The sequence below is a fragment of the Acidaminobacterium chupaoyuni genome (genome assembly GCF_047936785.1).
Classification (GTDB): Bacteria; Bacillota; Clostridia; order Oscillospirales; family Butyricicoccaceae; genus Acidaminobacterium; species Acidaminobacterium chupaoyuni.
On the sequence record NZ_CP176394.1, the window covers coordinates 2,352,409 to 2,370,858 of the forward strand.

At 53.1% G+C, this 18,450-nt stretch carries 19 protein-coding genes and 2 tRNA genes; 10 read left to right on the plus strand and 11 right to left on the minus strand.

The annotated features are described in order from the left end of the window. Positions 1 to 238 precede the first annotated feature (238 nt). The gene (locus tag ACJA3I_RS11175) at positions 239 to 1,690 is read left to right on the plus strand and encodes a M20 family metallopeptidase (protein WP_458862672.1); all 1,452 of its coding nucleotides are present in this window, start codon (positions 239 to 241) and stop codon (positions 1,688 to 1,690) included. Between the two features lie 160 nt (positions 1,691 to 1,850). Here ACJA3I_RS11175 and ACJA3I_RS11180 read toward each other — a convergent pair whose 3' ends face one another. Further along, the gene (locus ACJA3I_RS11180; RefSeq protein WP_458862673.1) at positions 1,851 to 2,417 is read right to left on the minus strand and encodes a PduL/EutD family phosphate acyltransferase; all 567 of its coding nucleotides are present in this window, start codon (positions 2,415 to 2,417) and stop codon (positions 1,851 to 1,853) included. A gap of 222 nt (positions 2,418 to 2,639) precedes the next feature. Here ACJA3I_RS11180 and ACJA3I_RS11185 point away from each other — a divergent pair, with 222 nt between their 5' ends. From ACJA3I_RS11185 to ACJA3I_RS11205, 5 genes are all read left to right on the plus strand, one after another. Then, positions 2,640 to 3,341: a helix-turn-helix domain-containing protein gene (locus tag ACJA3I_RS11185; RefSeq protein ID WP_458862674.1), complete on the plus strand. Its 702-nt coding sequence runs from the start codon at positions 2,640 to 2,642 to the stop codon at positions 3,339 to 3,341. Positions 3,342 to 3,442: 101 nt separating this feature from the next. Further along, positions 3,443 to 3,518, plus strand: a tRNA-Thr gene (locus tag ACJA3I_RS11190). Between the two features lie 3 nt (positions 3,519 to 3,521). Then, positions 3,522 to 3,605 (plus strand) — tRNA-Tyr (locus ACJA3I_RS11195). A 300-nt stretch (positions 3,606 to 3,905) separates the two neighbouring features. After that, entirely contained in the window at positions 3,906 to 4,598 is a 693-nt protein-coding gene (locus ACJA3I_RS11200) for an aspartate/glutamate racemase family protein (protein ID WP_458862675.1), read from the plus strand. 209 nt (positions 4,599 to 4,807) lie between these two features. Beyond that, a complete protein-coding gene (locus ACJA3I_RS11205; protein ID WP_458862676.1) occupies positions 4,808 to 5,698 on the plus strand; it encodes a DMT family transporter in 891 nt (296 codons plus the stop codon). Positions 5,699 to 5,830: 132 nt separating this feature from the next. On the opposite strand, the gene ACJA3I_RS11210 is transcribed toward ACJA3I_RS11205, so the two are convergent. From ACJA3I_RS11210 to ACJA3I_RS11225, 4 genes are all read right to left on the minus strand, one after another. Further along, on the minus strand, positions 5,831 to 6,232 hold the full coding sequence (locus ACJA3I_RS11210) for a hypothetical protein (RefSeq protein ID WP_458862677.1): 402 nt from the start codon (positions 6,230 to 6,232) through the stop codon (positions 5,831 to 5,833). 229 nt (positions 6,233 to 6,461) lie between these two features. Continuing rightward, complete coding sequence (locus ACJA3I_RS11215; protein ID WP_458862678.1) at positions 6,462 to 7,052, minus strand: uridine kinase family protein; 591 nt, start codon at positions 7,050 to 7,052, stop codon at positions 6,462 to 6,464. 1 nt (position 7,053) lies between these two features. Then, positions 7,054 to 7,578, minus strand: coding sequence for an ECF transporter S component (locus tag ACJA3I_RS11220; protein ID WP_458862679.1), 525 nt, complete (start codon positions 7,576 to 7,578; stop codon positions 7,054 to 7,056). After that, positions 7,556 to 7,774 (minus strand): hypothetical protein, encoded by a 219-nt coding sequence (locus ACJA3I_RS11225; protein WP_458862680.1) that lies wholly within the window; start codon positions 7,772 to 7,774, stop codon positions 7,556 to 7,558. Before ACJA3I_RS11225 ends, ACJA3I_RS11220 begins: the two co-directional genes overlap by 23 nt. Before the next feature lie 199 nt (positions 7,775 to 7,973). On the opposite strand from ACJA3I_RS11225, the gene sigK reads away from it, so the two are divergent. Both sigK and ACJA3I_RS11235 read left to right on the plus strand, forming a co-directional pair. After that, entirely contained in the window at positions 7,974 to 8,735 is a 762-nt protein-coding gene (sigK, locus tag ACJA3I_RS11230) for an RNA polymerase sporulation sigma factor SigK (protein ID WP_458862681.1), read from the plus strand. A 208-nt stretch (positions 8,736 to 8,943) separates the two neighbouring features. Further along, on the plus strand, positions 8,944 to 11,262 hold the full coding sequence (locus ACJA3I_RS11235) for an S-layer homology domain-containing protein (protein WP_458862682.1): 2,319 nt from the start codon (positions 8,944 to 8,946) through the stop codon (positions 11,260 to 11,262). A gap of 86 nt (positions 11,263 to 11,348) precedes the next feature. Here the strand turns inward: ACJA3I_RS11235 and ACJA3I_RS11240 are convergent, their stop codons facing one another. From ACJA3I_RS11240 to ACJA3I_RS11265, 6 genes are all read right to left on the minus strand, one after another. Further along, positions 11,349 to 11,852 (minus strand): pyridoxamine 5'-phosphate oxidase family protein, encoded by a 504-nt coding sequence (locus ACJA3I_RS11240; RefSeq protein WP_458863854.1) that lies wholly within the window; start codon positions 11,850 to 11,852, stop codon positions 11,349 to 11,351. Positions 11,853 to 12,088: 236 nt separating this feature from the next. Then, on the minus strand, positions 12,089 to 12,814 hold the full coding sequence (locus tag ACJA3I_RS11245; protein WP_458863855.1) for an amino acid ABC transporter ATP-binding protein: 726 nt from the start codon (positions 12,812 to 12,814) through the stop codon (positions 12,089 to 12,091). 1 nt (position 12,815) lies between these two features. Beyond that, positions 12,816 to 13,502, minus strand: coding sequence for an amino acid ABC transporter permease (locus ACJA3I_RS11250; RefSeq protein ID WP_458863856.1), 687 nt, complete (start codon positions 13,500 to 13,502; stop codon positions 12,816 to 12,818). Between the two features lie 117 nt (positions 13,503 to 13,619). Beyond that, on the minus strand, positions 13,620 to 14,453 hold the full coding sequence (locus tag ACJA3I_RS11255; RefSeq protein ID WP_458862683.1) for a transporter substrate-binding domain-containing protein: 834 nt from the start codon (positions 14,451 to 14,453) through the stop codon (positions 13,620 to 13,622). A 264-nt stretch (positions 14,454 to 14,717) separates the two neighbouring features. Beyond that, on the minus strand, positions 14,718 to 14,900 hold the full coding sequence (locus ACJA3I_RS11260) for a hypothetical protein (RefSeq protein WP_458862684.1): 183 nt from the start codon (positions 14,898 to 14,900) through the stop codon (positions 14,718 to 14,720). Between the two features lie 4 nt (positions 14,901 to 14,904). Further along, positions 14,905 to 15,195 carry a hypothetical protein gene (locus ACJA3I_RS11265; protein ID WP_458863857.1) on the minus strand — a complete coding sequence of 97 codons (291 nt, stop codon included), beginning with the start codon at positions 15,193 to 15,195 and terminating at the stop codon, positions 14,905 to 14,907. Positions 15,196 to 15,794: 599 nt separating this feature from the next. Here ACJA3I_RS11265 and lexA point away from each other — a divergent pair. After that, positions 15,795 to 16,385: a transcriptional repressor LexA gene (lexA, locus tag ACJA3I_RS11270; RefSeq protein WP_458862685.1), complete on the plus strand. Its 591-nt coding sequence runs from the start codon at positions 15,795 to 15,797 to the stop codon at positions 16,383 to 16,385. A gap of 8 nt (positions 16,386 to 16,393) precedes the next feature. Then, the gene (recG, locus tag ACJA3I_RS11275) at positions 16,394 to 18,439 is read left to right on the plus strand and encodes an ATP-dependent DNA helicase RecG (RefSeq protein WP_458862686.1); all 2,046 of its coding nucleotides are present in this window, start codon (positions 16,394 to 16,396) and stop codon (positions 18,437 to 18,439) included. Positions 18,440 to 18,450 lie beyond the last annotated feature (11 nt).

The following is an 18,450-nucleotide window of genomic DNA, read 5'->3' on the forward strand; positions in this document are numbered from 1 at the left end:
CGCCGTGCTTTTCCTGTTGTCGATAGATAAAGCTATTTTACCATAGCTTCTTCTCTTTTGCATTCTTTTACGCAGAATTTCACTAACAGGCCAAATCACCAAATTGTTTTCTTGCCGCTCGTATCATTTTGCCAAAATATTGTTAAGCACTTGAAACATTTTTCCGCTCAGCGTATACTGTTCTTATCTTTAAAATAAAGTTTTTCACTTTATTCAATATAAAAAGGTGGTAATTGTCATGAACAAAGCAGAAGCTTTGCGCGTTATCGATCAAAAGGCGGATCTTCTCAATGATGTCAACGACAGCATCTGGGAATATGCCGAAACCGCGTTCAAAGAATTCAAATCGGCCGACAAGCTTTGCGAGGCGCTGGAAAGCCAGGGCTTCCGGGTAACCAAGGGCGTTGCGGATATCCCCACCGCCTTCACCGCCAGCTTCGGCAGCGGCAAGCCCGTGATCGGCCTGCTGGGCGAATTCGATGCGCTTTCCGGCCTGAGCCAGGTGGCGGGATGCCCCGAAAAAAAGCCTCTGGTTGCCGGCGCGCCGGGCCACGGCTGCGGCCATAACTGCCTGGGCACAGGCTCTCTGGCGGCCGCCATCGCCGTGAAAGAATATCTGACTTCGAACCCCCAGGTGAAAGGCACCGTGATTTATTTCGGCTGCCCCGGTGAAGAAGGCGGCTCGGGCAAAGCGTTCATGGCCCGTGAAGGCGTTTTCAAAGATCTGGATGTGGCCATCACCTGGCATCCCGGCGCGACCAACTGCGTCACCAGCGGTTCTTCTTTGGCGAACTATCAGGTGGCCTACCGTTTTTACGGCACATCGGCTCATGCCGCCGCCGACCCCCATCTGGGCCGCAGCGCGCTGGATGCCGTGGAGCTGATGAACATCGGCGTGCAGTTCCTGCGTGAACATATGATCGACGAAGCCCGCGTGCATTACGCCATCACCAACCCCGGCGGCTATTCCCCCAATGTGGTTCAGCCCACGGCCGAGGTGCTTTATCTGATCCGTTCGCCCAAAAACCAACAGGTGGAAGAGCTTTATCAGCGCGTGAACAAGATCGCCCAGGGCGCGGCGCTGATGACCGAAACCCGTTTGGAAACAGAATTTATCAAAGGCTGCTCCAACACCGTTCCCAACAACGCCTTGGAAGCGCTTTTATATGAAAATTTCAAAGAAGTGGGCGTGCCCCATTATACCGATGAAGAACGCGCCTTCGCCCGCGAAGTGATCGCTCATTATGAAGCCGGCCCCAACGCTCAAGATAGCGCGGCGGGCGTCTGCACCGAATGGCGCGATGAGCTGAACACCTATTATAAAGATCATGGCGTCGATCTCAACGAATTCCTGCTTTCTCTGCATCCTTATGAAAAAGCAACACCCGGTTCCACCGATGTGGGCGATGTCAGCTGGAACTGCCCCACCGCGCAGATCCATGTGGTGACCTCCGCGGCCAAGACCCCGGGTCATTCCTGGCAGTTCACTTCCTGCAACAAGACCACCATCGCCCACAAGGGCGTCGCGGTGGCGGGCAAAGTGATGGCCGGCGCGGTGATCGACCTGTTCAATAACCATGAACTGATCGCCAAAGCCAAAGCCGAATTCGACCATCGTCTGGAAGGCAACCCCTATAAATGCCCCATCCCTGCCGGCATCAAGCCCCAGGCGCTGGGTTCCAAAGCATAAACAGCTTTCAAAAAAAGAGCCGCTGCACAGGCGGCGCACGAAAGAAAAAAGGAAGAGGCATAAAGTCTCTTCCTTTTTTGATTTTCGCGCAAGTGGTGAACAACGATTCGCCATTTTTCGCAAAAATATTACATTCAGTTTATTTTTTGCCTGGGAAATCTTAGAGGATGATCTCGCCTTCCACTTCGCCGCTGATGCCGGCCGCGTTGGCTTCATCGGTGTCGATGTGCATTCTCTTCAGGAATTTATCGGAAACGCGAACAACGGTTTCATGGAAAGTCACGCTGCGGTCGCCGGTGGTTTTCACGCTGACGATCTGCTTATCTTTCAGGCCGAGTTCTGCCGCGTCGGCGGTGGTGATGTGAATATGGCGCTTGGCGGCGATCACGCCGCATTCCAGTTCCACTTCGCCGCAGGGGCCGACAAGCTTCACGCCGGGGGTTCCCGCGATATCGCCGCTTTCGCGAACAGGGGCTTTCAGGCCCAGCGCGCGGGCATCTGTAAAGGAAACTTCGATCTGGGAAGCAGGTCTTTCAGGCCCGAGGATGCTCATTTTCAGCGAGCCCTTGGGGCCTTCGACTGTCACTTTTTCTTCGCAGGCGAACTGGCCGGGCTGAGAAAGATCTTTCTTGCGGGTCAGCTGATATCCGGCGCCGAACAGGGTTTCCACATCGGCGCGTGTCAAATGGATATGTCTTGCAGATGTTTCAATAATCACTTTTGCCATGCTGTATAATCTCCTTATTCATCTGCGGAATTTCCGCTTTTATATTAATTTTAATGTAACATATTTGCGCCGTTTTATCAACCGAATCCACAAAATAAAAATAGTGCATCAAAAATTTACGCGCAGTTTTGTAAAATTCACACTTTACAATATGTATTTGTCGCATTATACTTATATTACTCGTTTTAGTGGGTATTCTGTTGTTTTTTGGGGGGAGGAGTCATGGTCAACGATTTTCCGCGGACCTTGTCGCTGTTGCGTCAGGAAAAGAAAATAAGCCAGAAAAACGCAGCTTGTGAGCTGGGAATTTCGCAGGCGCTGCTTTCCCATTATGAAAACGGCGTTCGTGAACCCGGGCTCAGTTTTGTTGTGCGCGCCGCAGATTTTTACGGTGTTTCCTGCGATTATCTTTTAGGGCGCACCATGTCCCGCGACGGTGCTTCCATCACCGTGGAAGAACTGGGCGATATGAGCGTGGAAAAGGGCAATGTGCTGCGCGGAAGCGTCATGGCGCTTCTGAACAAGAAGCTTCTCATCAATTCGGCGGGCATCCTTTTGGATATCATCGGCAAAACAGGCGATCGCGCGCTGATCACCCATGTTTCGGCCTATTTATCCACCGCCCTTTATAAAATGTATCGCCATGTCTATCTCATCGCGGGCCGTCATTCCGATTCGATGTTCTCGGTGCCTGCTTCGGCCTTCAGCGAGCTTTGCAACGCCGAAATGCAGCTGCGCGAATTTCAGCTGCGCGCCATGGAAGCCAAAAACCTGCAAAGCAAAGAACCGCTTGAATTCCCCGATATTTCCATTGACGCTTTGACGGAATCTTACGCAAATCTGGCGCCCGCTCTTTTTTCGACCCTTCACAATGTTTCAGAAGAATTGGAAAAGCTTCAAACCATGCCGCAAGCAAAAAAATAAATCTTTTTTAAGAAAAAGGCTTGCTTTTTTCTCTGTGGCGTGGTAGAATGATTCTCGCACTGATCGATACGGGTTTCGCCCCGAGTGCGCGATGAAAATTCGCTGGTGTAGCTCAGCCGGTAGAGCAGCTGATTTGTAATCAGCAGGTCGGGGGTTCGATTCCGTCCACCAGCTCCATATGGGAGAGTTCCCGAGTGGCCAAAGGGGGCAGACTGTAAATCTGTTGCGCGAGCTTCGATGGTTCGAATCCGTCCTCTCCCACCAAGCATTGTAAGCACCGAGTTTAAAAACTCGGTGCTTCTTTTTTGCGTTTTGGCATCATTTTTCATAACGCCCGAAACGCTGCCGGTGCAAATCAAAAATGAATTCAAAATAGCATTGTGCAGTTGCCGGAAAAGGCGTAAAATGAAACAAACGGTTTGTTTATGTGGTAAACTGTCTTATCGCGTAATTGCAAACCATGCGCGTCAACCGTTCTCTGCGCAGATCGTTTTTCTAAAATTTTTCTGCGCAAAAATTTACCGATCAACCATCGATCAATCTGAAATCTGCGGAGGTCATCAGATGAAAAAATTAGGCTTAGTGGGCGGCACTGGTCCCGAATCGACCATTCCTTATTATCACGGCATCGTTTACGGCGTTCAGAAGAAAATGGGATACGATATGTTCCCGAATCTGACCATCGAAAGCATCAATGTTTTTCAGGTTTTGAACTTCTGTCAGGAAGAAAAATATGATGAGCTCATCGATTATCTGATGACGGCCATCAACAACCTCATCAAAAGCGGGGCCGATTTCGTGGCGCTGAGCGCCAACACGCCCCATATCGTTTTCGATCAGCTGAAAGAACGGTCATCCGTGCCGCTGGTCAGCATTCTGGAAGCCACCTGTGAAGAAGCCGTTCGGCTGCATTACAAAAAACTCGGTCTGCTCGGCACGATCTACACCATGACCGGCGATTTTTATAAAAAGCCGTTTTTGAGAAACGATATCGAGATCGTTGTGCCCGAAAAAAGCGAGATGGATCTTATCAACCACAAAATTTCCACCGAACTGGAACTGGGCATTGTGAAACAGGATACGCTGGAGATCTTCCAGAAGATCATTGAGCGCATGAAGAACGAGCAGGGCATCGACGCCGTCATCCTGGGATGCACAGAGCTGCCCCTTTTGCTCAGCGACGCGGTCAGCCCCGTTCCCTGTCTGGATACCATGCAAATACATATCGATACGCTGGTGAACAAAATCGTTGAATAGCCGCGGCCTGCTTTGAGCCGCCGCGGTCTTTCAAAAAATCTCACGGCATCATCGAAACGCCTTCCCTTCCGGGAGGGCGTTTCTTTTTTATCGTGTCGAAACATTGTATCTCGCTTTTCACTGTGTTAAAATACAAAAGTGGTTTGATTCTCTTTCGGCCTTATTGGGTTTCTGAAAAATCGCAAACCGCACAGGATGGTGCAAAGATAATGAAAAACACAAGAACGGCCGCCATTGCAGAAGCTTTTCTGGCGGCGGTTTTTTATGCCGTGAACATGCCCGCTTCCAAAGCACTGCTGGGGCATATCGCGCCCACCATAATGGCCGGGCTGTTATATCTGGGCGCGGGCATCGGCATCTGGCTTCTTTCGCTGACGGCCGGCAAAAAACTCGCCGCCAAAGAGCGGCTTTCAAAAGCCGATCTGCCCTATACCATCGGCATGATCGTGCTGGATATCATCGCCCCCATCTGCCTGATGCTGGGGCTTTCCCACACGACCTCTGCCAATGCTTCCCTGCTGAACAATTTTGAAATCGTGGCCACGGCGCTTCTCGCTTTGGCGCTTTTTCACGAAGCCATCTCCCGGCGTCTGTGGGGCGCGATCCTGCTTGTCACCGCTTCCAGCTGCATTTTGTCTTTTGAAGGCGCTTCCAGCTTTCATCTCTCGTGGGGTTCCCTGCTGGTGCTGCTGGCGGCGACCTGCTGGGGGCTTGAAAACAACTGCACAAGAAAAATCGCTTCGAAAGATACTTTTGAAATTGTCACTTTGAAGGGCATCTTTTCGGGTTCGGGCTCGCTGATGGTGGGGTTTCTCCTGGGCGAGCGTCTGCCGCCCCCGGCCTATGGCCTTCTGGCGCTGCTGCTGGGCTTTGTGGCCTATGGCCTGAGCATCTATTTTTATATCCGCGCCCAGCATGTCATCGGCGCCGCCAGAACCAGCGCCTATTATGCGGTTGCGCCGTTTGTGGGGGCGCTGTTATCCTTTGTCTTTTTAAGAGAGCCCTTATCCACCCGCTATTTTATCGCGCTGGGGCTGATGTTCATCGGCTCGCTGATCCTTGTGGCCGATACGCTGATCCCTTCGCAGAAACACTCATAAAAAGCAAAACGGCGGGGAACTGTTCCCCGCCGCATTCTTTTCTTGTGCAAATTCAGAAAGCTTTCGCTTTATCGGTGCAGAAGTCTTTGGCTTCTGCTTTTTTATTGCGCCGATTTTGAAAAGCCGAAGCTTTTACCCCTTGATGACCAAATGCAGCAAAAACGCCGCAAGCCCGCCCAGCGCGGCGGCACGGTGAATCTTTATCAGTTTGCCTTTGCGGCCGTAAAGCATCCATGCGCCGAGGATCGCCGTCAACAGCAGAAGCCCCGCGGCGATGACGCCGCTGTAAGAAAGCGGCTGCCCGCTGAGCTGAACGATCAGGTGGATGGAAACGGCGGCGGCAGCGCCGATGCCGAAATAGCGGTGATATTTGATAACGAACTGCATGATCTTCTGATAGATCTGCCGCAGCTTCGATTCTTTCGGCAAAGAAGCGATCCACATGCGCTGCACGCGTTTCACAACAAATGTCAGCACAGAAGCGCCAAAGCATATCCCTGTGACCCAGCCTAAAAACTCGCCCAATTCTTCCATAAACTCTCCCCGTTTCTCTTCTTTTCGCGGCCAACCGCCGCTGCTGCGCTTATTATAATCTTTCACGGCCGCGGCGGCAATCTTTTTTTGTTCTTTTTTCCGTTTTTCCGCGGGGTGGTTTCGCTTTTCCGCCGCTTGCTTTTTTCGCCGTCGGGGCAGCAAAAAAGCCCTGAGCCAAAGCAGACGATCCGGCTCAGGGCTTTTTTATTTTCGGCTTGTCAAAAAGCTGCTATTCGATGGTCAAAATCTCATCTGCCTGCTCCGCCACAGAAAAAGCCGAAAAATACCGGTCTTCCAGGGGGATCCATTCCGCAAGAAACCGTTTGAGTTTTTCGGTTCCGCCGCGCCGTTCGATGCGCCGCAGCTGTTCTTCGCGGGGGAGGGTCAAAAAGATCTTGTGATCGATCTTTGGCAAAAATCGCGGATGGCAGCTGTAAACGCCTTCTAAAACCACCGGCCCGGGAGGCACTTCCACCTTTTCGCCCAGCCGCATGACGGCGCAATCGAAACGGCGATAAGAAAACGCCCGGCCGCTGCCCAGCCAGGGCAGAACCTCTTCTTCGAAGCGTTCGTAATCGATATTGCCGCCCGGTTCCTGCCGGCGCTCAAGGTTCCTTTGCTCGGGGCGCAGAAAAAAGTCATCCATATGCACCACCGAAAGGCCGTAACGGCGCTTCATTTCTTCCGCCAGGGTGGTCTTGCCGCTGCCGCTGCATCCGTCAATGGCGATCACGACCTGCCTGTTCCCGGCCAAAACGCCGTCGATGTGTTCCCAAAGCTGTTCTTTGCCCGCGCAGCGGCGGCTTTGCCCGCAGCCCAATTTACGCCTCTAAGCCATCGAGGGCGTGCGTTCTTTTCAAAACGGTCATCAGCAGCGGCACCACCACCAGCTGGATGCAGATGCCCGGCAGCGCCGTTACAAACGCGCCCGCCAAAAACATATTCAGGCCGTAAGCCTTGCCCGCAATGCCCATCAGCACAGCGTTCGCCACGCCCGAAACCGCGCGGCCCGCCAGCATGGCCGCCAGCAGCGCCACGAAATGGTTTTGCTTTTTCACCACAAGGCCCGTCACCGCACCATAGGTGGCCAGTTCAAACATCATCGCCACGCCGATGGGGAACAAAATCGGCATCCCCGTGACGGCCCCCGAAAGCAGCGGAGTCATGGCGCCCACGATCAGGCCGTATTCCCACCCGCAGATCAGCCCGCAAAGCAGAACGGGCAGATGCATCGGCAAAAAGATTCGGCCCGCGTTGGGGATCATGTGGAACGCCTGAGGCAGCGCCACGCCGGCGGCCAGAAACAGCGCCGCAAGCACCATCTTATACACTTGATTTTTCTTCATTTTCGTTTCCTCTCTTCTTTGTGAAATTCTTTCTGAAAATAAAAAAACGCCGCGAAGCACACCTGCTTCCTTTTGGGAACAGGCGCAACACCTTCGTGGCATCGTTTTCTTTTTCATTTTTTCTTTCAGCGGCAGCGAGGCGGAGCGTTCTTCTGATCGCCGAAAAAGAGCCGGATCTTTCCGATTCTTCCTGCATGGTTTTCCATGCGTTTGCCATCGCCTGTTCTTTGGAACAAGTAAGCCACTAAACGGTTTTATTTTACCATTCCAAGCACTATTCGTCAATAAATTCCATCGATTTGAGCGGTTTTTTCTTCCTTTTTGGCCGGACTTGCACAGACGACCTTTCCTTTGAATATTCTATGGGTATATGCGAAGCCATGGGCGCGGCTGCTTTGAAACCGTGGAAAATCCGTTTCAGCCGCTTCCGCGCCAATTATAGAATGGAGGCGTTCACTATGGTCATCCCCGCCGCGCTTTTTCTGTTGGTCAACAGCATTTACCTGATGCTGCGCGTATCGCCGCCCGCGGGCGCGTTCCCCCAGCCGCTTTCCGCCGAAGAAGAGCGGGAAGCTCTGCTGAAAAACGCCGCGGGCGATCTGGAAGCGCGCAATCTTCTCATCGAGCATAACCTGCGCCTTGTGGCCCATGTGATCAAGAAATATTATGCTTCCCGCGACGACCAGGATGATTTGATCTCCATCGGCACTTTCGGGCTCATCAAAGCCATTTCATCCTTCGACCCTTCCAAAGGCGCGCGGTTGGCCACCTATGCCTCCCGCTGTATTGAAAATGAGATCCTCATGAATTTTCGCGCAAAACGCAAGCAATCGTGTGAAGTATCTCTTTCGGAACCCATCGACAGCGATAAAGACGGCAATGTGCTTTCTTTGGTAGATGTGATCGCCAGCGACGACAACATGATGGAAGCCTTGGAACTGAGCGAAAGCCAGCAGCAGCTGGTGCATTATGTGAACACCATTCTCGACCCGCGCGAACGCGAGATCATCACCCTGCGCTATGGTCTTTTCGAACATGCGCCGCTGCCCCAGCGGGAAGTGGCGAAGCTCTGCGGCATTTCGCGCAGCTATGTATCGCGCCTTGAAACCAAAGCCCTTGCCAAATTGCGGGAAGAATTTGATAAAAGCGAACGCTGAAGAAGCCGCCTTGCGGAAATTTTCCGCGGGGCGGTTTCTGCTTTTCCCTTTTCCGCCGTCACAGGTGCAAAAGCGGCAATTCCCTTTGAACTTTTTGTGAATTCTCGCAAAACGCCTTTGTCCGACCCCCTTTTTATTGCTTCTGCTGGAAAACACAGGTATAATAAATGAAAGACACAGACCATCTTTTTTAATACGGAGGTGCTTTATGAAAAAAAGAATGCATGCTTTGCCCCGCCGCTTCATGGCGCTGCTGCTGGCCTGCCTGATGCTCACCGGCAGTGCTTTCGCGGTCACATTCAGTGATATCGGCAGCCATTGGGCAAAAAAGTATATTGTTGATCTGGCCGGTCAAGGCATGATCAAGGGCTATGAAGACGGCACTTTCAAGCCGCAGGGCCTTGTAAGCAATCTGGAAACGCTTGTGTTCGCTTCTCGTATTTTAAAAGCGAATACTTCCGCCACTTCGGCCGTGGCCGCGCTGTGGGGCCCCTATCTCAACGGCACCATCGACAGCGCCTATGCCTGGGCCAAGCCCGAGCTTGCTCTCTGCCTGGAAACGGGCATCATCACCCGCCCCGAGCTGGAAGCCATCTGCAAAGCCAAAGCGCTGGGCAGCAGCGCCCAGAAAGAAGATCTGGCGGTCTGGCTTGTGCGCGCCATGCAGCTGGAGCCCATGGCTTCTTCGCTGAAAACCTATGTTCTGACTTTTAACGATTCTTCCACCATCACTTCCGCCGCAAAGCCCTATGTCTACCTTTTGAACAAAACGGGCGTGGTGGAAGGCGATGAAAAGAACCAGTTCGCCCCCAAATCTTCCGTTACGCGCGCCGTGGTGACCACCATGCTTTCCCGCGCGCTGGCTTACATGAGCCAAAACGGCATCGTTCCCGAAGTTCCCAACCAAACTTCCTATTCCTATACTTCGGGCGTTCTGGCCGGTTTCTCGGCCGTGGGCAGCGTTTATCAGCTTTCGCTGACCGATGTGACCGATCACACCGAAGTGGTGGAAGTGCCTCTGGGCATCAAGATCTATGAAGACGGCGTGCTGGGTTCCGCGGCCGATCTGGCGGCGGGCAGCTTTGCGCGCATCCGCTATGACAGCGCCGGCAAGGCCGTTCAGCTGGATCTGACTTCTTCGGGCAAGACCATCACCGGCACAGTGACCGACCTGACCCGCGGCAGCATCACCATCAGATCCGCCGAGGGCGTCAGCACGGTCATCACACTGGATCGATTCACACAGGTGCTTTTGGGCAACAAAAAGGTCACCCGCGATGAGATCAATCTCAACGCTTCCTATACCAGCGCCATCTGCCTGACCAACGGTTCTTCCCGCGCCGCCGCTTTAAAGCTTTTCGGCGGCAGCCGGCAGCAGCAGGGGCTGGTGCAGAAGATCGAGAATAACACGATCTATCTGAAAGGCTTCGATGGCACGCTGAGCCGTTATACCGTGGCCCCCACCGCAAAAGTCACCGTGGATGGGATCACAAGTTCCCTTTCCGCTTCGCTCAACAACGCTTTTGCCACCCTGCAGATCTCTTATGACAGCGGAAATGTCGTGGCTGTTACCGTGAACACCACCGCTTCTTATGTGCAGGGAACTTATACGCAATCGGCCGCCTATGACAGTTATACCGTTTTGACCTATACCGATCTGCTCACGGGCAACACCATGTCGCGCACACTGGAAACCAGCTGCCCCATCACCTATGAAGGCAAAACCGTGAAGCTGGCCGAACTGCCCCGCGGCAGCATGATCACCATGAAGCTTGCTTCCCGCGGCACGAATATCGCCGCCATCGATGGCTTTGCGGGCAATTCCACCGCCACCGGCACAGTGGCCAGCCTGACTTTCGGCGAAACCATTCTGCTGGAAGTGAAAGGCACCGATGCCGCCAGCTCGCTCTATCTGCTCAATCCTTCCCGTCTGCCCACCGTTTACCGCGATGGCGTGATCTCTTCCATCGATAAGATCAACCAGACCGACCCCATCACCGTGATCGTGAAAGCGGGCGTGATCTCTTCTATCTCTACCCAGTCGCAAACCACCGTTCTCAGCGGAACCGTGGCCCGCGTATCTTATGATACCGCCGGCAGCCTGATCTATCTGACGGATGCCAAAGGCACCACCACTTCCTATCCGCTCGCTTCCGGCGTTTCCGTCACCTATAACGGCGGCGCCATCGGCCTGACCAGCCTGATCGGCGGCCAGGTGAAGGCCACCCTTTCCGGCGGCCAGATCACCGCCATCGAGCTGACCCAGCAGACCCCGGGCAGCGCCACCACCGAATTGACCGGCACCGTGCTGTTCGTAAACACCACCGACCGCACAGTTTTGATGAGCGTGCCTTCTTCCGGCGGCGCAGCCACCCAGGTCACCGTGGCGGTTCCCACCACGGCAAAACTCATTACTTCCGGCGGCAGCACGGCTTCGATCCTCGATCTGAAGGTGGGCAACACCCTGCAGGTGTTCGGCGGCTATAACGGAAGCCAGTTCAAATCCACTTTAATTATCATTCGCTGATTTACAAAACAAACGCCCCGCCCGCTGCTTTGATACGCAGCGGGCGGGGCATTTTTTATGGGGCTTACTTCTTTGAAGCCTGTCGTTTATTTTGCTTCCGCTTCAGCGCGGCGCTTCAATTCAATGGCCTCTTTGCCGGTGATATGCTCAACGGTCATCTCGATCATGCAAACGGCGGGCAGCTCTTTTTCGATCTCGGCATGCAGGTGTTCGGCGCTTTCCCCGGGCGCATATTTCTGCCCCAGGCTTTCCAGCGCCTGCCTGATCTGCGCTTCGTCTTCTAAAATTGCCGCCGTTCCGAAAGCGATCACGCTTCTGAAATAGGTGGTATATTTTTCGGGCACGATCTGATCCTGATCTACCACGCAAAACGAAACCTTGGCGTTTTGGCGGATGGCATCGACCTTATGACCCGTTTTCGCGCAGTGGAAATAAATTTTATCCCCCTGCGCCGTGTAACTCAGCGGCACCGCATAGGGAAAGCCCTCTTCCCCCGTCACAGCCAGCACACCGCAGGTGTTTCGCTCTAAGATACGGCGGATCTCTTCCGCCCCGAGGGCCTGTCTTTTCCGGCGCATTTCACGCATGATCTTTCTCGCTCCTTTTCATCCTTGGTTTCTCCGCGGCAAAGGGGTTTTCACCCGGCGCGCCTTTAAAAAAGAAACACCCGCACGACACACCTTCAAAGACCTAACGATGTGTATACGGATGCTGGCGCATCGATGCCCGGCGGCATTTGCTTTATTTTTGCTTACTTTACCATAAAATTTTTTCTTCGTCAAGAAAAACCGGATGACGCCTTGAAAGCACCATCCGGCTCGTTTTTTTACAACACTTTGGAAAGGAACTCTTTCAAGCGGGGGTTTTCGGGGTTTTCAAAGAATTCCTTCGGCGGCTGATCCACCAGCAGCTGGCCGTGATCCATAAACAGCACTCTGGAACCCACCTCGCGGGCAAAGCCCATTTCGTGGGTGACCACCACCATGGTCATGCCCTGCGCGGCCAGATCTTTCATGACCTCAAGCACTTCGCCCACCATTTCGGGGTCAAGGGCGCTGGTGGGTTCATCGAACAGCATCACATCGGGCTGCATGCAAAGGGCGCGCACAATGGCGATTCTCTGTTTCTGGCCGCCGGAAAGCTGAATGGGATAAGCCGAGGCACGGTCGCCCAGGCCCACTTTATCCAGCAGCGCCTGCGCCATTTTTTCGGCTTCCCCTTTAGACATATGCTTCACATGCATCGGCGCGAGAACCAGATTTTCCATCACGGTCATGTGGGGGAACAGGTTGAAATGCTGAAACACCATGCCCATTTTCTGGCGATGCAGGTTGATATCGATTTTTTTATCGGTGATCTCGACGCCTTCAAAAAGGATCGAGCCTTCTGTAGGCACTTCCAGCAGATTCAAAGAACGCAGCAGCGTGGATTTGCCCGAGCCCGAAGGGCCCACGATCACCACCACTTCACCTTTTGCAATGGATACATTCACATGATCCAGCGCAGTGATGTGGCTGCCGTATTTTTTCGTCAGGTCATTGACCTGAATCAGTTTATCTGATGTCGCCACGGCGCATTCTCCTTTCCAGATAAGCGATCAGTTTCGAAGTGGGGAAGGTCATGCAGAAATAAAGCGCAGCCGCCACCAAAAGCGGTTCGAACGGAATGTAGGTCGCGCCGCGCACGGCGTTTGCGCCCCACATCAGCTCATACATGCCGATGGTCGAGCAGATGGAAGATTCCTTGATGATCGTTACGAATTCATTGCCCAGCGCAGGCAGGATGTTTTTGATGGCCTGCGGCAGCACCACAAGGCGCATGCACTGGCTTTGGTTGAGGCCCAAAGAACGCGCCGCTTCGGTCTGGCCGCGATCCACCGCCAAAATGCCGCCGCGGATGATTTCGGCCACATACCCCGCGCTGTTGATGGCCAAAGCGAAAATGCCCGGCACGAACTGCGCGATATTGATGAACCCGAAAATATAAAGGTTGGGCAGCTTGATCGCGCCGAACAGGCCGTAATAAACGATCGCCAGCTGAACCAGCATTGGCGTGCCGCGGATGATCTCAATGTAGATCAGCGCAAGCACATTTAAAATTTTGCTTTTGGAAAGGCGCATGAGCGCCAGCAAAAGCGCCGGCAGCACAGCCAGCAGCACCGTAAACAGCGCCAGAAGAATGGTATAGGCTACGCCATTTTGAAAATAAGACCAATATTCCGGCAAAAAGGAAAAGTTCAGCCCCAATAAAGCAGTCAAAACCATATTCCCCTTTCTCACATAAACTTTTTATTTTTTCAAAAGAGTGGTTCTGCCGGCAGGAAATCTGCCGGCAGAATAAAGAACACCTTTTATGAATTAATATTCAGCGTCTTCGTTTGCTTGCTTGACGAATTCATCCATTTTGCCGTTATTCAGCACTTCGCCGATGATCTTGTTGACTTGATCGAGCATCTCTTTATCGCCTTTTTTCACGGCGATGCAGGAGCCTTCGGCATCATAAGGAACTTCAAATTCGGCGATGACCAGATCGGGGTTTTTGGCCACATAGCCTTCCGCCACCGCTCTTTCCACCACAACGCCTTCCACTTTGCCGGCGCTGAGCTGCATGATTTCTTCGGGGATCTTGGCCAGAGACACCATCATGGCGCCCTTCATCTGGTCTTTCACAATGCCTTCCTGAATCGAACCTGTCTGCGCGGCCACAGCCTGGCCGTTAAACGATTCCAGCGCGGTATATTTCGCGGCATCCGTCTTGCGGATCACGCAGCACTGGCTGCCTGTATAATAAGGATCGGAAAAATCGACCTGCTTGGCGCGTTCCGCATCAGGCGAAAGACCCGCGATGACCAGATCCACTGTGCCGTTGCTCAGTTCTGTCAGCAAATTGCCGAAATCCATATCTTTGATGACCAGCTTTTTGCCCATCTGGTCGGCGATCTCCTGCGCCAGCGCCACATCGAAGCCCAAGATCGTGTCTTTGCCGTTGACCATCTTGTGGAATTCATAGGGGGCGAAATCGGCCGAAGTGCCCAGCACCAGAGTCTCTTCTGTTTTTTCGGTGTCTTTCTTATCGGTCGCGGTGCTGCCGCCCGCTGTTGCGGTGCCCGTGGGCTCTGTTGTGCAGGCGGAAAGCCCCGCCACCATCATCAGCGCCATCAAAAGCGCTGTCAGTTTTTTGAAATATTTCATGTTTCTCTTCCCTTTCATTTCTTTTGTGTGTAATAATCATACATCATATCTTATAAAAATTCAATCATTATTTTACCATCATCCTGCCTAAATTTTTATCTTCTAAAGGCGCATGTGTGTTTATTATTCATAAATTCCGGTTTTAAGCGGCCAAAATTTGCTTTTTTATCAATATTTATTCAGATGACCAAATAAAAAGCCTTGCCCTTCGCCGGTGAAAATCGCCCAAAGCGTTTTTCGGCCATGCAAAAGGAAAGGCTTTTGTTAGTTGCCGGTGAATGTGATGTTCCAGCCGTTGATCAGGCGCAGCGCCGAAAGCGCCGCGCAGCCCACCAGCAAAACGACCGCCACCGCCAAAATGGGGGCGGCCGCGCGGCTGCCCTTTTTCAGCAAAACGCCGCCTATCACGATCAGCAGCGCCGCGGCGGCCCATAAGATCAGTTCCATAAAATCAGTTGATCTGAATTTCTTTCGCTTGCTCGGGGAAGAAATCGTTTTCTAAATCATAGATATTGTGGGTGGTGGAATCGCGCAGCACGCGGCCTTCCAGCGAATAGCAGCGAATAAAACGCTTGCCGTCGATGCTTGTCCAGTTTTCGGCATCCCATGTCAGATAACCGTCGGCATCGGTTTTCTTTTCTTTCAAAATCAAATCGACCTGACGGTTGCTGTTCATCAGATTCACCAGATCTGTTTTGCTGACTTCCAGCTCTTTCTTGTTGATCAAATCATACGCCTTCATCAAAAATCATCCTCCATCAAATATGAAATCATCCGCCCACGCGCCCGTGGACTTCGATTATTATATTATACCATGAATGCGAAGCACGAATGGTATGTCGTAGGCGGGCCGTGAAATAAAATATAATAATCGCTTTGCGATTATTATACCATGAATGCGAAGCATAAGAAAACCTTTTTAGCTTTCCTGCATAAACTTTCGCGGTGCGCCCGCGCCCCGATGCTTTGCGGCGGCCCCCATGCGGCTTTTGAAAGGCCGCGGCGGCATTTTGAAAAATTCGGTTTTTTCAAAGTTTTTCAGTGAAAACCCTTGCCATTCCTTATGAAAATTCAAAGTTCATTCACAGATTATCCACACATTTTTTTGGCGATATGATATTCTTTAATCAGCAACATACCCTCTCTTTATTCCCCCCACTAAAATAAAGAAGTCAAAGAAGCGCCTTGCCAAGAGGGCGCTTTTTTGCTGCCCGGCGAGAGGTTTTCTCTGTTTTGGCATCAAAAAATGAGAACATTCGTTTGCTTTTCTGTTAATGGTATGCTATACTTGATAAAAATAATACGCATCGTTATGCCATCACGAACAAACGAGGTATTCCTATGAAACAACAGTTAAGCCCTATGCGGCAAAAGATTTTAGATTATATTTCTTCTTTCACGGCTGAAAACGGCTATCCGCCTTCGGTTCGCGAAATTTGCCAGGCGGTGGATCTCCGCTCGCCTTCCACCGTTCATTCCCATCTGAAAATTTTGCAGGAAGGCGGCTGGCTTGAAAAGGATGACCGAAAGACCCGGGCCATCACGCTGAAAAACCAGCCATCGCCCGTGGCGCGCATCCCCATTCTGGGCGTTGTTACCGCCGGGCAGCCCATTCTGATGCAGGAAGATATTCAAGGCTATCTGCCCTATGAACATACTTCGGGCGAATATTTCGCGCTGCGGGTCAAAGGCGATTCCATGATGGGCGCCGGCATTCTGAACGGTGATGCGGTGATCGTTCGCCGCCAGGATTCCGCCGACAACCGCGATATCGTTGTGGCGATGCTGGAAGATGAAGCCACCGTCAAGCGCCTGAAGCTCGATCACGGCAAAGTGACGCTGATGCCCGAAAACCCCGCCTATTCCCCCATCGACGGCACTTACGCTTCGATTCTCGGGCTTGTTGTGGCGGTTTGGCGCGAATATCGCTGAGGCGCCTTATGGAACACCGTTTAGAAAAACCTGTCGATACCTTAAAAGGGATCGGTGAAAAAAAAGCCCGGCTTTTTGAAAAGCTGGGCCTTTTCACATTGCGCGATCTTTTAGAGAATTATCCCCGCGATTATGAAGACCGCACCCAGTTTTTCACGCTGGCCCAGGCCCCGCTGGGCGAGCGCGGCTGTTTTCGCGCCGTGGTGGGTTCCGAACCCCATACCGCAAAGATCCGCCAGGGGCTCACGCTGACGAAGCTGCGTGTTTTTGATGACGGCGGAAGCTGTGACCTGACCTTTTTCAACCAGCCCTTCGTGCGCGATCAGCTGATTTTGGGGCGCGAATATACTTTTTACGGCCGCATGGAAGGCACTTTGCTCAAGCGCCAGATGAATAACCCCGAATTCGAACTTGCGGGCAGCAGCCGCCTTACAGGCAAAATTCTGCCGGTCTATCGAAAAACGAAAGGTCTTTCGGGGCAGAGCATCCGCCTTGCCACCCAGGAAGCCTTCCATCAGGCAGCGCAGGAACTTTTGGAAACGCTGCCCGCCCCGCTGCTCAAAGAGCATTCCCTCTGCTCTTATGAAGAAGCCTGCCGCTTTCTGCATTTTCCGCAGATGTTTTCACAAATCGACACAGGCCGCCGCCGTGTGATCTTTGAAGAATTCTTTTATTTCACCTGCGGCCTTTCCCTGATGAAAGAACAAAACGACCGGGCGCAGGGCGTTTTACTTTCTGCCTTTGACCCCGAAGAATTTTATGCGCTTTTGCCCTATCGCCCCACAACGGCCCAGCAGCGCGCCGTTAAAGAAGCGTTTGCCGACCTTTGCAGCGGGCAGGCCATGCACCGTTTGGTGCAGGGGGATGTGGGCAGCGGCAAAACCATGGTGGCCTTTGCCTGCCTGTGGCTGGCGGCCAAAAACGGCAAACAGGGCGTTTTGATGGCGCCCACCGAGCTTCTGGCCACCCAGCATTTCGAAAGCGCCGAACCGCTTTTTCGCAAAGCGGGGTTTCGCGTTGCTCTGCTCACAGGCTCCACCCCCAAAGCGGCGCGAAAACAGCTTTTGCAGGAACTTGCCGCGGGCGCGGTGGATCTGATGATCGGAACCCACGCGCTGCTGGAAGACGCCGTTGCGTTTTCACAGCCGGCGCTGGCCATTACCGATGAACAGCATCGTTTCGGCGTGCGCCAGCGCAAACTGCTCACCGAAAAAACGCAGGGGCTTCACAGCCTTGTGATGTCGGCCACGCCCATTCCGCGCACTTTGGCGCTGATGCTTTACGGCGATCTTTCGCTTTCGGTCATCGACGAACTGCCCCCCGGCAGAAAACAGGTGCCCACCTATGCGGTGGATGAAAGCTATCGCCCGCGGCTGCACGCTTTTATTGAAAAGCAGGTGGCGCTGGGCGGCCAGGTCTATATCGTCTGCCCGCTGATCGAACCCACCGAAGACGCCCCCGCCGATGAGCGCAAATCTGCCGCCGTCTATGCGGAAACGCTGAAAAAAGCATTGCCCGCGCTGAAGATCGGGCTGCTTCACGGCAGAATGAAATCCGCCGAAAAAGACCGCGTGATGGCGCAGTTTTCAGCGGGCGAAATCGAAGTGCTTGTCAGCACCACCGTCATCGAAGTGGGGGTCAATGTGCCCCGCGCCACCTTGATGATCGTGGAAGACGCCGATCGCTTCGGCCTTTCCCAGCTGCATCAGCTGCGCGGCCGTGTTGGGCGCGGCGAAAAGCAGGCTTACTGCATTTTGGTTTCAAGCCTTCAAAAAGAATCCACCCGCCAGCGGCTGGCGGTGATGACCCAGACCAACGATGGGTTCCGCATTGCCGAAGAAGATTTGAAGCTGCGCGGCCCCGGCGATTTTTTCGGCGACCGCCAGCATGGCCTGCCCGAATTCAAAATGGCCGATCTGGCCGCCGACACCGTCCTTTTGCAGCAGGCCCGCGACGCCGCTTCGGCTTTGCTTGCGGCCGACCCTCAGCTTGACGCCCACCCGCAGATCCGCGAAAAGGTGCATCAGCTTTTCGAGCGCGTGCATGTTTCCTGATTCCGCGGGCT

Coding starts and splice junctions, on each gene's coding strand:
- ACJA3I_RS11175 (WP_458862672.1), top strand. CDS start 239: ATGAACAAAGCAGAAGCTTTGCGCGTTATCGATCAAAAGGCGGATCTT.
- ACJA3I_RS11180 (WP_458862673.1), bottom strand. CDS start 2,417: ATGGCAAAAGTGATTATTGAAACATCTGCAAGACATATCCATTTGACA.
- ACJA3I_RS11185 (WP_458862674.1), top strand. CDS start 2,640: ATGGTCAACGATTTTCCGCGGACCTTGTCGCTGTTGCGTCAGGAAAAG.
- ACJA3I_RS11200 (WP_458862675.1), top strand. CDS start 3,906: ATGAAAAAATTAGGCTTAGTGGGCGGCACTGGTCCCGAATCGACCATT.
- ACJA3I_RS11205 (WP_458862676.1), top strand. CDS start 4,808: ATGAAAAACACAAGAACGGCCGCCATTGCAGAAGCTTTTCTGGCGGCG.
- ACJA3I_RS11210 (WP_458862677.1), bottom strand. CDS start 6,232: ATGGAAGAATTGGGCGAGTTTTTAGGCTGGGTCACAGGGATATGCTTT.
- ACJA3I_RS11220 (WP_458862679.1), bottom strand. CDS start 7,578: ATGAAGAAAAATCAAGTGTATAAGATGGTGCTTGCGGCGCTGTTTCTG.
- ACJA3I_RS11225 (WP_458862680.1), bottom strand. CDS start 7,774: ATGCAGGAAGAATCGGAAAGATCCGGCTCTTTTTCGGCGATCAGAAGA.
- ACJA3I_RS11235 (WP_458862682.1), top strand. CDS start 8,944: ATGAAAAAAAGAATGCATGCTTTGCCCCGCCGCTTCATGGCGCTGCTG.
- ACJA3I_RS11255 (WP_458862683.1), bottom strand. CDS start 14,453: ATGAAATATTTCAAAAAACTGACAGCGCTTTTGATGGCGCTGATGATG.
- ACJA3I_RS11260 (WP_458862684.1), bottom strand. CDS start 14,900: ATGGAACTGATCTTATGGGCCGCCGCGGCGCTGCTGATCGTGATAGGC.
- ACJA3I_RS11265 (WP_458863857.1), bottom strand. CDS start 15,195: ATGAAGGCGTATGATTTGATCAACAAGAAAGAGCTGGAAGTCAGCAAA.
- lexA (WP_458862685.1), top strand. CDS start 15,795: ATGAAACAACAGTTAAGCCCTATGCGGCAAAAGATTTTAGATTATATT.
- recG (WP_458862686.1), top strand. CDS start 16,394: ATGGAACACCGTTTAGAAAAACCTGTCGATACCTTAAAAGGGATCGGT.